The 11,452-nt window shown below is 29.3% G+C and carries 7 protein-coding genes; 5 read left to right on the top strand and 2 right to left on the bottom strand.

Translation table 11 applies throughout. From position 1 onward, the window contains the following. Window positions 1–237: 237 nt before the first annotated feature. Window positions 238–1,296 carry a hypothetical protein gene (locus tag Q0K52_RS13470; protein ID WP_297300284.1) on the top strand — a complete coding sequence of 353 codons (1,059 nt, stop codon included), beginning with the start codon at window positions 238–240 and terminating at the stop codon, window positions 1,294–1,296. A 123-nt stretch (window positions 1,297–1,419) separates the two neighbouring features. Here Q0K52_RS13470 and aroF read toward each other — a convergent pair whose 3' ends face one another. Continuing rightward, window positions 1,420–2,463: a 3-deoxy-7-phosphoheptulonate synthase gene (gene aroF / locus Q0K52_RS13465; protein ID WP_297300282.1), complete on the bottom strand. Its 1,044-nt coding sequence runs from the start codon at window positions 2,461–2,463 to the stop codon at window positions 1,420–1,422. Window positions 2,464–2,851: 388 nt separating this feature from the next. Between aroF and glgP the strand changes: the two genes are divergently transcribed. The 3 genes from glgP (at window position 2,852) to Q0K52_RS13450 (ending at window position 7,463) form a co-directional block, all read left to right on the top strand. Continuing rightward, window positions 2,852–5,413 (top strand): alpha-glucan family phosphorylase, encoded by a 2,562-nt coding sequence (gene glgP / locus Q0K52_RS13460; RefSeq protein WP_297300280.1) that lies wholly within the window; start codon window positions 2,852–2,854, stop codon window positions 5,411–5,413. Between the two features lie 180 nt (window positions 5,414–5,593). Then, window positions 5,594–6,292 (top strand): DUF554 domain-containing protein, encoded by a 699-nt coding sequence (locus Q0K52_RS13455; protein WP_297300278.1) that lies wholly within the window; start codon window positions 5,594–5,596, stop codon window positions 6,290–6,292. A gap of 49 nt (window positions 6,293–6,341) precedes the next feature. Then, on the top strand, window positions 6,342–7,463 hold the full coding sequence (locus tag Q0K52_RS13450) for a hypothetical protein (RefSeq protein WP_297300276.1): 1,122 nt from the start codon (window positions 6,342–6,344) through the stop codon (window positions 7,461–7,463). 454 nt (window positions 7,464–7,917) lie between these two features. On the opposite strand, the gene Q0K52_RS13445 is transcribed toward Q0K52_RS13450, so the two are convergent. Further along, the gene (locus Q0K52_RS13445; RefSeq protein WP_297300274.1) at window positions 7,918–9,345 is read right to left on the bottom strand and encodes a 6-phospho-beta-glucosidase; all 1,428 of its coding nucleotides are present in this window, start codon (window positions 9,343–9,345) and stop codon (window positions 7,918–7,920) included. A 199-nt stretch (window positions 9,346–9,544) separates the two neighbouring features. On the opposite strand from Q0K52_RS13445, the gene celB reads away from it, so the two are divergent. After that, window positions 9,545–10,879 (top strand): PTS cellobiose transporter subunit IIC, encoded by a 1,335-nt coding sequence (gene celB / locus Q0K52_RS13440; RefSeq protein ID WP_297300272.1) that lies wholly within the window; start codon window positions 9,545–9,547, stop codon window positions 10,877–10,879. The last annotated feature ends 573 nt before the right edge of the window (window positions 10,880–11,452 follow it).

The raw sequence follows: 11,452 nt of genomic DNA, 5'->3' as shown, positions 1-11,452 counted from the left end.
ATGTTTGATATAATCGCATCGCATCGCATCGCATCGCATCGCATCGCATCGCATCGCATCGCATCGCATCGCATCGCATCGCATCGCATCGCTAATATTATATAATTTTTTTATCTCTACTAAAAAATCAATTTTCAAAATTTCTATCAAATACAATCGCTTATTACCTTATAAGCTATTTTTGCTATTGCAAAATAATTATAAGTTTAATTATATCTATTTAAAAGGAGTAACAAAATGTTAAAAAAAGTTTTATTAATGATTGCAGTTATGATATTGGCATTCAGCTGCAGCAAAACACCAACAGACCCTAATAATGGAGGTACAGGTAATACTGGAGATGGCGGTATTATAGATGAAGGTTCTGGAACTTCAAATCCAACAACAATAGCAGATTTCCTAAACAAACATGCTGGAAGATACTATGTAGAATATAGTGATGGTTATCAATATGTTGAGTATGTAATTGATGGAGGAAAAATATATAATTATAACAATGCTGAAGTATCAGGAACATCAACTTTATTAGAAAAAGAAAATAAACTTCAAATATATGTATATGGAAGTACAGAAACATATAGTGAAAGAAATGATCGTATATATATATTTAATTTCTATGATAATTCAATAAAATTATATAATAAATATGTTTATCAAAAAGAAGCATTTAATAAGCCTAATGAATTGGTGCAGATACAAAAAGTTAATGGATTATCTATTTATGAGGGTAATTATTATAGTTGGGATAGAGGAAATACCCAAAACGAATATATAAAAAATTATATCTTTGCTATAGATAAAGATGGATATATTTATGCAGATCAAGGAATGAAAGATGTTAATCCTACATTTCAATTAAAAGGCAATATATTGGAAATGTCATATCAAACAAAATTTGAAGACGGATTAACTCATTCTATAAAAGCTTCTCTAATATTAAAAAATAATCTAATGATAGAGGGAGATACTTATATAGATGGTAAAACTGATGATTATTATGAAGACTTAAAAAAGTCTGACTTATTTAATGATTATATAGGAACATATTTATCTGAAGATGGATTAAGTACTTTTACTATTAATAATAACAATGCATATATTGATGGCACTACTAAAGTAAATGGTACATCTATATTATTAGGAAATACTATGACTATTGCAGAATATATTTTTCAAGAAGGACAACCTAGTATATATAAAAAACATACTATAGTATTTAGTGATGATAAACAAACTGCTACTTATACAAATCCTGATACTCAAGAAAAGACTACATTTACTAGACAAGGTGCTTGATTCTGATTAAATAATAAAAATATAGAGCCTGTTCATAAAATATTATGGGCAGGCTTTTTTATTTAATTAAAACTTACTTACAAACTTTGATAATTACATTTTATACCAAACAATTATAAAAAATTATTTAGTGTAAATCTTTCCGCCATGACGTTCTTTTATTTTACTTACAGTTTCAGCCATCATATTAACAGATTCCATAATATCTTCAAAAGTATCTGGTTTTATAGACTGAGCACCGTCACATAAAGCATGTTCAGGATCATTATGTACTTCTATTATCATACCGTCAGCACCAGCAGCAAGAGCGGCCAAAGTTAAAGGAAGTGCCATCCAAGATTTACCGCTTGCATGAGAAGGATCCCCTATTACAGGTAAGTGACTCATTCTTTTTATCATAGGTATAGCAGAAACATCGAAAGTATTTCTAGTATAAGTTTCAAAAGTTCTTATTCCTCTTTCGCATAATACTACATCGCTATTGCCTTTATCAAGTATATATTCAGCACTCATAAGCCATTCTTCCATAGTATTAGCCAAACCTCTTTTTAAAAGTATAGGCTTTTTTAATTTTCCTACTTCTTTTAAAAGTTCAAAATTCTGCATGTTTCTTGCACCAATCTGTATCATATCAACAGTATTTTCAAAATCTTCTAAATGTCTTATAGATACAATCTCACTTACTATAGGTATACCAACTTCTTCTTTAGCAAGCTTTAATATTTTAAGTCCGTCAAGTGCAAGTCCTTGGAAAGCATAAGGAGAAGTTCTAGGCTTGAAAGCTCCGCCTCTAAGTATTGAAGCACCAGCTGCTTTTACGCTTTTAGCAATATTTATTACCTGTTCCTCACTTTCTACAGAACAAGGGCCTGCAATTATAACTGGTTTGCCTGCCCCTATTTTTACACCGCTTACATCAACTACAGTATCTTCTTTTTTGAATGCCCTGTTTGCTCTTTTGAAAGGTTCCTGTACTTTTAAAACTCTAGCAACTCCAGGTAAAGTAGCCATTAATTCTCTGTCAACTTTAGAAGTATCCCCTACTATACCTATAACAGTACAGTCAACACCTACTATCTTATTAGTGCCCAATCCTGCTTCAATGAGTCTGTCTGTTATATTATTTATATATTCTTCTTTAGCATTTGGTTTCATTACAATAATCATAGTAATAAATCTCCTTAATAAATTTAAAATATTATGTTAATTAATTGTTTTATAGTTTCTTATCATGAAAAAATGTTAATTAAAAAAATTTAATTTTATATGTTTGTATTGTTTGTAAAAATGATAGAATAGTATACTGGCGCCTTAAACGCCAAAAAAGCTAAAGAAAAATGAGAAGTAAAAAGAATTACTTATGATAAAGTTAGTAAAAATCTTATCTTTCATAGTAATATATTATATATAAATATTGATAAAAGTCAAGAAAAAATAATTGCAATTTTACCAAAAATAACAACGTATACATAAATAAATTCATTGATTTTATTATAAAATATTATAGAATAGGTAAAATATATAGCTAAAATAATTTTTTAAGGCGGTATTTTTTATGAAATTAAATAAATATATGGTTTCCCCATCCGTACCAAAAGAATTAGAACCACTCATAGAAATTACTAAAAACTTTTGGTGGTGCTGGAACCAAAAAGCAGTAACTTTATTAAGAACAATAGACATTGATAACTGGGATAAAAGAGATCATAACCCTATAAGAGTTCTTGGAGAATCTTTACAGGAACGTTTTGATGCTATGCTTCAAGATGATGCTGCTATGATGAACTTAGCTGAAGTTTATGATGAGTTTAAAACTTACATGAAGCAAGAAACTTGGTATGATAGTTTAGATGAAAGTCAAAAAACTCATAATGAAAAAATAGCTTATTTCTCTTTTGAATATGGTTTACATGAATCTTTACCTAACTATTCAGGCGGTCTTGGTATATTATCTGGAGACCATTTAAAATCTGCTAGTGATTTAGGTTTGCCTTTAGTAGCAGTTGGTCTTTTATACAGAAAAGGATATTTCAGACAATATTTAAATGCTGATGGTTGGCAACAAGAATATGATATAGAAAATGACTTCTTTAACTTAGCTTTAGAAAAAGTTTTAGATAAAAACGGCGAAACTATGAAAGTAGATGTTGATCTGCCTGGAAGAAAAGTTTATGCTCAAATTTGGAAAGCGAATGTTGGAAGAATAGAACTTTACTACTTAGATGCTAATATAGAAGAAAACAGTGTTGAAGATAGAGACATTACTGCTCAGCTTTATGGCGGTAACTTAGAAACAAGAATACAGCAGGAAATATTACTTGGTATCGGCGGTGTTAAAGCTTTAGAAAAATTAGGAATTAAACCTACTATATACCACATGAACGAAGGTCACAGTGCTTTCCTTTCTTTAGAAAGAATAAGACAATTAATGGAAAATAATCATTTAGATAAAAATACAGCAAGAGAAGTTGTATTCAGTTCTAACATATTTACAACTCACACTCCTGTACCTGCTGGTAATGATATATTCCCTATAGATATGATTCAGAAATATTTCACAGAATATGTTAAACATATAGACATGACTATGGACGAATTCATAAGACTTGGAAGAATCAATCCAGATGATCAAAAAGAAAGTTTCTGTATGACTGTACTTGCTCTTAACCTTTCTGCTGAAAATAACGGTGTTAGTGAACTTCACGGACATGTATCAAGAGCTATGTGGAAAGATATTTGGAAAGGTGTTCCAGTTAATGAGCTTCCTATAGATTCTATTACAAATGGTATTCACACTTTAAGCTGGATATCTTTTGATATGCAAAACTTATTAGACAGATATTTAGGACCTCGTTGGAGAACTAAACCTTTAGAATATGAAATTTGGGAAAGAGTTCAAAAAATACCTGATGCGGAACTTTGGAGAACTCATGAAAGAAGAAAAGAAAGACTTATTGACTTCTGTAGAGAAAGATTAAAAACACAAATAACAAACAGAGGATTCACAAAAAGCGAAATAGAACATGCTGATCAAATACTTTCTCCTGAAGCTTTGACAATAGGTTTCGCTAGAAGATTTGCTACTTACAAAAGAGGAACATTACTTTTCAGAGATTTAGAAAGATTAAAGAAAATAGTTAATAATTCTGAAAGACCTGTACAAATAATATTTGCTGGTAAAGCTCACCCACATGATAATGGCGGTAAAGAATTAATCAGAAATATTGCTGAAATCTGCAGAAGAGAAGATTTAAGAGATCATATAGTATTCATTGAAGACTATGACATCAATGTAGCTAGATATATGGTACAAGGTGTTGACGTATGGCTTAACAACCCAAGAAGACCTTTAGAAGCAAGCGGTACAAGCGGAATGAAAGTACCACCAAACGGAGGTTTAAACTTCAGTGTATTAGATGGTTGGTGGGACGAAGCTTATGACGGTCAAAACGGATGGCCTATCGGTAACAGAGAAGAATATACTGATTTAGAATATCAAGACGAAGTTGAAAGTAAAGCTCTTTATAATGTATTAGAAAATGAAATTATACCTCTATTCTATGACAGAGGAAGAGATAATATTCCTAGACAATGGGTTGCTGCTATGAAATGGAGTATGCAAACTGTTTGTCCTGTATTCTCTACTAATAGAATGGTTGCTGATTACTTTAATAAATTCTACAACAATGCAAGCAAAAGATATTTCAATATGACAGAAAATGAATTTGCTAAAGCTAAAAACTTAAAAGCTTGGAAGCAAGATATAGCTTCAAAATGGTCTAAAGTATCATTTGAAAATACTATTTCAGAAATGCCTTCAAGAAATTTAAAAGTTGGAAGCCAATTTGAAGTAAAAACTATAGTAAATTTAGGAGATATAGCTCCTGATTCAGTTAGAGTAGAACTTTATTATGGTAAATTAAGCATGAAAGAAGATATATTAGAGCCTATTATTGTTGAGATGAAACATTCTGCAGATTTAGGAAATGGAAGACATTCATTCTCTGGTATGTTAGAATGTGTTAACAGCGGTCAAAGCGGTTATGCTATAAGAATGTATCCATACAATAAAGACTTAAGTTATAAATTCGATATGAAACTTATTATATGGGGTTAATACTTAAAACGGTAACTATATAAATGTTAGGGCTTAGACTTAAAAAAGTTTAAGCCCTTTTTATTTTTAAAAAATACTATTGATAAAATTCTAAACAAATATTATATTTTATATCATAAAAAACTAAAAAACATTTTCTGATTAAAATAATAACATTCAATATCTTATATAGGATTTACTATGATAGCCGTTTTCGTAAATATGGTAGCTGTATTAATAGGTTCTCTAATTGGACTTATATTTAAAAATAAATTATCAAAAAGATATGAAGAACCTGTATTTATATCTGCCGGTATAATATCGCTTACAATAGGCATAAGTATGGCAATAACTACAAAACATATATTGATATTCGCTGTATCTATAATGCTTGGAGGAATTACAGGCACATTCTTAAAAATAGAGCAAAAGATAGAAAATTTCGGAGAGTTTTTAAAAAGAAAATTAACTCTAAAAGAAAATTCAGGAAGTTTTGCTTTAGGATTTTTAACATCTTCTATATTGTTTTGTTCCGGCTCTATGTCTATACTTGGTTCTTTTCAAGCAGGAACTCAGGGAGTATATGATTTAATATTTACTAAAAGTGTTATAGACGGATTTGTGGCAATATTTATGTCTACAGTTTTTGGTATTGGTGTTGCCTTCTCTATAATTAGCATATTCCTTTATCAAGGTACTTTAACCATACTTTCATCATTCTTAGAACCTTATGTATCCGAAACAATGTTAACAGAAATTTCAGCTGTTGGAGGAGCTACTGTTATGATGATTGGCATCAATTTATTAAAATTAGCAAAAATTAAAACAGGTGATTTCCTTCCGGCTTTAGTTTATGCAATATTGCTCGTTTTGCTTATACCGTATATTAATTTTTTATGATATAATAATCAAAGAATATATATAATTAAAAGTTAGGAGAGATAATCGTATGAATAATGCAGTAAAAGAATATATTGATTATACTAAACAAAAAGCAAATATTGATGAGGTTATAAATAAAAAATTAATATCTCAAAATGATAAATTTCTAAAATTAAAAGAATATGTAAAAAATAACCATGAAGAAGAAATGGATATTTGCAGAGAGATATCATTAGAATTTGATAATATGGATATATTAAAATCATATTATGCTGCAAATTTTGTAGGACATGCTTTGCATCATTGTGAAAAAGCTGATGATGAAATCGGAAAGAGAATAATAAATTTATTTTTTAAGAATATTGATTTAGCATGTAAATTTATAGATAATGTATCACAGCTATACAATGTAGATGAAGATGAACTTACAGATGAAGATATAGCCAATGTTAGTATAGAAGTAATGTATAGAACAGATTATAAGCCTTTAGAAGCATTTATGGGCATAGATACAATGATTGCTCCTGTAATGACTGTTATATGTTCAAATCAGGATTTAAGAAAATATTTCATCAGTTTAGATTTAATAGATCATATAGAATACTTAGAAACTTATGTTAACACATTATCATATATATATGTAGGTGTAGAGGCATGCTGTAAAACAAAAGTTTTAGTATTAACCCCAAAGATGGAAAGAGGTTTTTATATAGAAGCTTCAGATATGAGTAATGGATACTATCTTATAACTTTATTAGAAAGCGAATTATATAAAAAAGATTTATTAAAAAGATATGGAATAGATAATTATGAATTCAATGAAACTGTTTACAATATAGCAACAGGTGTTTTACATGCTAAGGAATTAATAGAAGCTCAAGCACATCAGCAATACTATACAATATACGCTTTACAAAAAGATGGAACATACAAAATAGAAAATGAAAATGGTGAATTAGAATTAATGAATATGTTATATGGCGATATGTCTCCTGAAGAAATACCGGATATAGACGGAACACATATTATAGTTATGGATAGTGAAGGAATGTGGAATAAGCCTATAAAATGGGATATGAGTTATTTTTCTAAGCCGCATCAAAAGTTGAATCCTTATGTTAAAATATTAGATGAAATATCAGATGAAGAATATAAAAGTTGGATAGAAAAGATAAAAAATTATAATTAATATTCATATATACTGAAAATTTTTAAGTTTGTCAAAAAACACAATTTTAAATTTAGGTATTTGTGGGGAGCCCCCCTGGCACCAGTTATTTTTGTGACCCAAAGAAGTTGGGTATGTGGCAAAGCCTCAGATATAAAAATAAAAATATAAATTTATTTTTTACAAAATATAGTTGTTTTAGGTATATACTAAATTCTTATATTATCAAAATAATTTTTTTTAATATTTATATATTTTTCTATGATAAATACAATATCAAAATTATTTTCACACACTCATCAACTTGACTAAATAACAAACAAAATTAATAATACATTTATAAAAATATAGAATTTAAAAAAATAAAATAGTTTAAAATATGTATATCTTTGTAATTAAATAAATTCATAATAATAAAAAAGGGTAAGAAATTATCATCTGATAAAATCCTACCCTTTTAAAATTAGATTATTATTTATTCTAAATCTTCCCCATTACTTGCTATAACTTTTTTGTACCAGAAGAATGATTTCTTTCTGCTTCTTTTCAAAGTACCATTACCAAAATCATCTCTGTCTACATATATGAAACCATATCTTTTAGACATTTCTCCAGTACCTGCTGAAACTAAATCTATAGGACCCCAAGTAGTATATCCTATCAAATCAACTCCATCTATTTCAACAGCATCTTTCATGTTTTTGATATGCTCTCTTAAATAGTCGATTCTATAATCATCTTCTACATAACCATTTTCATCAACTTTATCATGAGCACCTAATCCATTTTCTACTACAAACATAGGTTTTTGATATCTATCATAAATATCATTTAAAGTAACTCTCATTCCTAGCGGATCAACTGTCCAACCCCATTCAGTTTGTTTTAATTCTGGGTTTTTAATATCAGCTGCTATATTGTCTTTAGGCATAGTGTATTTACTTTTATCAGCACTAGCACATCTAGTTGTATAATAAGAGAAAGAAATAAAGTCAACTGTATATTTCTCTAATAATTCTAAATCTTCTTTCTCCATTTTTATATTTAAATTTTCTCTTTCAAATTTTTTCAAAGCAAAATTAGGATATTTCCCTCTTGATTGTACGTCAACAAAGAAATACATTTCATCATTTTTCTGCTGAGCTGCTAATACATCTTCTGGTTTTGAAGAATAAGGATAATAAGTTCCAGCAGCAAGCATACATCCAACTTTATTATTAGGATCAACTTCATGAGCTATTTTAGTAGCTATTGCACTTGCAACTAATTCATGGTGGCTAGCCTGATATTTCATTTCTTCTTCATTTTCGCCTTCTTCAAAATACAATCCAGCTCCCATAAATGGTGCATGTAAAATCATATTTATTTCATTAAAAGTAAGCCAATATTCTACTAATCCTTTATATCTATTAAAAATAGCATTACAAAGATTTTCATAGAATTTAATCATTATTCTATTTTTCCATCCGCCGTATTTTTTGATTAAATGCATAGGACAGTCAAAATGTGTTATAGTAACTAAAGGCTTTATATTATATTTTAAACATTCCTTAAATACATCTTCATAAAATTTCAAACCTTCTTCATTAGGCTTTTCTTCATCGCCGTTAGGGAATATTCTGCTCCAAGCGATAGACATACGGTAAACGCTAAATCCCATCTCGGCAAAAAGTTTTATATCTTCTTTATAATGGCTATACATTTCTATAGCATCTTTAGAAGGATAAAAATGTTCATTATCAAAATCAAACATCTTCATCTTACCTGTAATAACAGCTGCTCTGTCCTTACCGTGCGGAGCAACATCTACATTTGCTAAACCTCTTCCGCCTTTATTAAACCCGCCTTCGCACTGATTTGCTGCAGTAGCACCGCCCCATAAAAAACCTTTTTTAAATGGCATAAATAAACTCCTCTTATAAAAAGATATTTAATAACAATAGTATAGATATAAATAATATAATACAAATATATATAAACTCCAACAAAAAAATTGTCATATTAATATGGAAATTATTTAATTTGAGTTTTATATCAATATTAATATAATAATGTTATATTAATAACAATAATATAGATAAATATTAAATAAGGATAATAATATGAAAGAAAAATTTAATGCTTTTATGGAAAGCAAATTTCTTCCTATAATGTCTAAAGTAGCTGGTAACAGATATCTTAACTGTATTAAAGACGGATTCGTATTTGCAACACCTTTTATTATAATAGGTTCATTCGTTTTGCTTTTATTCAATCTACCATTGAATGACCCTACTAACTTTATGTATTTCAAGCCTTACGAAAATTTTGTAAATGCTTTTTCTGGACATTATATACAAATATTCAATGTTAGTATGGGTATAATGTCTTTATTTATATCATTTGGTATAGGATATTCATTGGCAGGATATTATCAGCAGGACCAGCTTAGTAATGGTTTTTTATCTATGTATGCTTTCTTATTATTATCAGCAAAATCATTAGCTGTAACTGTAATAGGAGCTGCTGCTGAATTATTACATGTTGCTGAAAACGTTAATGTCGGAGTTTTAGATGCCAGATATATGGATGCTAAAGGTCTTTTCGTTGCTATTATTGCTGCTATCTTATCTGTAGAAATATCAAGATTCTTAGTAAACAAAAGAATTATGATTCAGCTTCCTGATTCTGTTCCTCCTGCAATATCAAAATCTTTTGAAATTTTAATTCCAGTAGCAGTTATATCTTTCTTATTCCAAACTGTAAACTGGATAATACAAAGCAACATGAAAATAATGATACCTGATTTAATTATGAAAATATTACAGCCGTTATTAAGTATGTCAGATGGTTTAATATCTATAATTATAATATTGTTATTAATACATGTATTATGGTTCTGCGGTATACATGGAGCGAATGTTGTTAATGCTATTATAACCCCTATAGTTCTAACTAACTTAGCTGCTAACCAAGCTGCTCTTGCTGCTGGTCAGGAAATACCAAAAATATTTGCCGGTGAGTTTATGAACAGTTTCGTATATTTAGGCGGTTCTGGTGCAACTTTAGGTTTATGTATAGCTATGATCATGACTAAGAATGCTCATTTAAAATATGTTGGAAAACTTTCTATAGTACCTGGTTTCTTCAATATTAACGAGCCTATTATGTTTGGTGCTCCTATAGTTATGAACCCAATATTTGTTATACCATTTATATTAACTCCTATTATAAATGCTATAATTTCTTATTCATTCTTTAAATTCCATCTTATAAGCAGAATAGTTGGTTTAGTACCTTGGACTACTCCTTCTATATTAGGTTCATTTATTTCTACTAATTTACATTTCTTAGCTCCTGTATTAGTAATAGGACTAATTATATTAGATTATTTCATATATAAGCCATTCTTGGATATGTATGTTAAAGAATTGGAAAAAGAAGAAAGTGCCAATTAATTTAAAATAAATACTATACACATTATTACAGGCATTGCTAATGATAAAAAATCATTAGCAATGCTTTAATTTTATATATACCTAAACAATTATATTTTGCCAATTTTAGTTTTTTCAATTTTATTGCTTGTGGTGGCTTTGCCCACCGCTCTGCGAACTTCATAACACCCCAAGTTCTTTTGTGACCGAATGGAGTTCTACGACCATAGGAAGTCCTTTAGGGTGGTATTGGCACAGGCGAAGCCCGCCTGCGACGAGAACCTATATCCTCGACAGGCTCGGATACGCTTCGCGAACAACTACATTTTTAGTCCAAATTTAGGATATATCCTATATTTAATAAGTATTTTTCAAATATAAAGTTCTAGCAATTGAGTTTTCGCGAAGTGTGCCGCGACCGAAGGGAGTACCTTTAGGTATGGCAGCTACTTTGACGAAGTCCGCAGAGCGTGTGCGGCAAAAAAGTAGATAAAATTTACATAAAGTGCATAGGTTAACAAACTTAAAAATTTTCAGTATATACCAAAAATTTTTAACTTTGTCATTTTTTTAGTCAACTTTTTCCCGCCGCAA

It is taken from the genome of uncultured Brachyspira sp., assembly GCF_944390845.1.
Lineage (GTDB): Bacteria > Spirochaetota > Brachyspiria > Brachyspirales > Brachyspiraceae > Brachyspira > Brachyspira pulli.
This window is presented reverse-complemented; position numbering and strand designations above follow the sequence as displayed.

Bases quoted from the DNA above. Each gene is read 5' to 3' on its own strand.
- Q0K52_RS13445 (WP_297300274.1), bottom strand. From the start codon at position 9,345: ATGCCATTTAAAAAAGGTTTTTTATGGGGCGGTGCTACTGCAGCAAAT.
- aroF (WP_297300282.1), bottom strand. From the start codon at position 2,463: ATGATTATTGTAATGAAACCAAATGCTAAAGAAGAATATATAAATAAT.
- glgP (WP_297300280.1), top strand. From the start codon at position 2,852: ATGAAATTAAATAAATATATGGTTTCCCCATCCGTACCAAAAGAATTA.
- Q0K52_RS13455 (WP_297300278.1), top strand. From the start codon at position 5,594: ATGATAGCCGTTTTCGTAAATATGGTAGCTGTATTAATAGGTTCTCTA.
- celB (WP_297300272.1), top strand. From the start codon at position 9,545: ATGAAAGAAAAATTTAATGCTTTTATGGAAAGCAAATTTCTTCCTATA.
- Q0K52_RS13450 (WP_297300276.1), top strand. From the start codon at position 6,342: ATGAATAATGCAGTAAAAGAATATATTGATTATACTAAACAAAAAGCA.
- Q0K52_RS13470 (WP_297300284.1), top strand. From the start codon at position 238: ATGTTAAAAAAAGTTTTATTAATGATTGCAGTTATGATATTGGCATTC.